This is a genomic window from Streptomyces sp. SID486 (assembly GCF_009865385.1).
Lineage (GTDB): Bacteria > Actinomycetota > Actinomycetes > Streptomycetales > Streptomycetaceae > Streptomyces.
Genome location: NZ_WWJT01000463.1, coordinates 1 through 1,152, shown reverse-complemented (window position 1 = coordinate 1,152; position 1,152 = coordinate 1). Strand labels below are relative to the sequence as shown.

General features: G+C 75.8%; 1 protein-coding gene. It reads right to left on the bottom strand.

Features of this window, described 5'->3' with window-relative positions:
* A partial coding sequence (gene nrtL, locus GT045_RS21940) for an ArgS-related anticodon-binding protein NrtL (protein ID WP_345942714.1) occupies positions 1-772 on the bottom strand: 772 nt, incomplete at its 3' end.
* Positions 773-1,152 lie beyond the last annotated feature (380 nt).

Below are 1,152 nucleotides of genomic sequence, written 5' to 3'. Positions count from 1 at the left end.
CGAGGGGACCGGAGTCGGCGCCGAGGGGACCGGAGTCGGCGCCGAGGGGACCGGAGTCGGCGGTGAGGGGACCGGGCTCGGCGGTGAAGCCGAGACGGGCGGCGTTGCGGCTGAGGGAACGGACGCGGGCGTGGGCGTACCGCACGCGGAACAGTGGGTTGCCCTCCCGCTGGACCAGGTGATCGGCGCTGATCCGGGGCCGGTCGTGCGGCGCGGGGTGGAGCAGGGCCCACCGGGCGGCGTCGGGCCCGAGCGGGGCGGGGTCCTCGGGGGCGGGCACGGGCCGCAGGTTGACGGGCTCACCGTGCTCGACGGTGGCCCGGCCGCCCTGGGTCCCCACGATCCGTACGACGGCGTCGGCGACGACCTCGGCCCGCACCTCGTACGGCACGCGCAGCGCGACGACGTGTCCCGCGAGGGCGTCACCGTGCCCGTACCGGAGGCCCTTCTCCCGGATCTCGCGCACGAGCCCGACGACGGGATCGGCCTGGGCGTCGAGGCTGATGTTGAGGAAACCGGGGCCGGTGACGACGACGTCCCGGATGCCGTCGGTTTCGGCGAGGCGGTCCCGCAGGATCTCGGCGACACGCAGGGGCGGCTGCCCGGCCGGCCGGGCCAGTTGCAGAGCGATGGTGGTGGCGAAGTCCCCGCAGCCGCCGGGCCCGGGCTCGGTCACCACGGCCCGCTCGGGGACGGTCACACTCAGCTCCCCCTCGTCGACGGCACGACGCACCGCGTGCAACACGGTGCGGGAGAGCTCGACGGGGGTCACGGGACAAGCGTAGGGGAGGAGGGGGGTGGGTACGCGAGCCGGTTATGCCTGTTCACCCGCTGTACGCACCGGCGGGCACTCCAGCGGACGTCCCGCCGCCCCGGTGACCACCGCGACACCCGGGTGCCGGTCACCCCCCGGAAAACCCACCATGCCCGTCGCCCGCAGGCTCCCCGCACGAGCTACTCCGCCCGGCGAGCCCGTTATGCCCGGACCCGAGCCCGCCATGCCCGGACCCGCCCTGCGCGGAGCCGTCCGGCCGGAGTCCGCTCTGCCGGGACCTGTCCTGCCCGGAGCCGTCACGCCCAGGAGGGCCGGCAAGACCGTGTCCACCCTGCCCACCCTGTTGGCCGTGCTGGCCGTGCTGGCCGTGCTGGCCG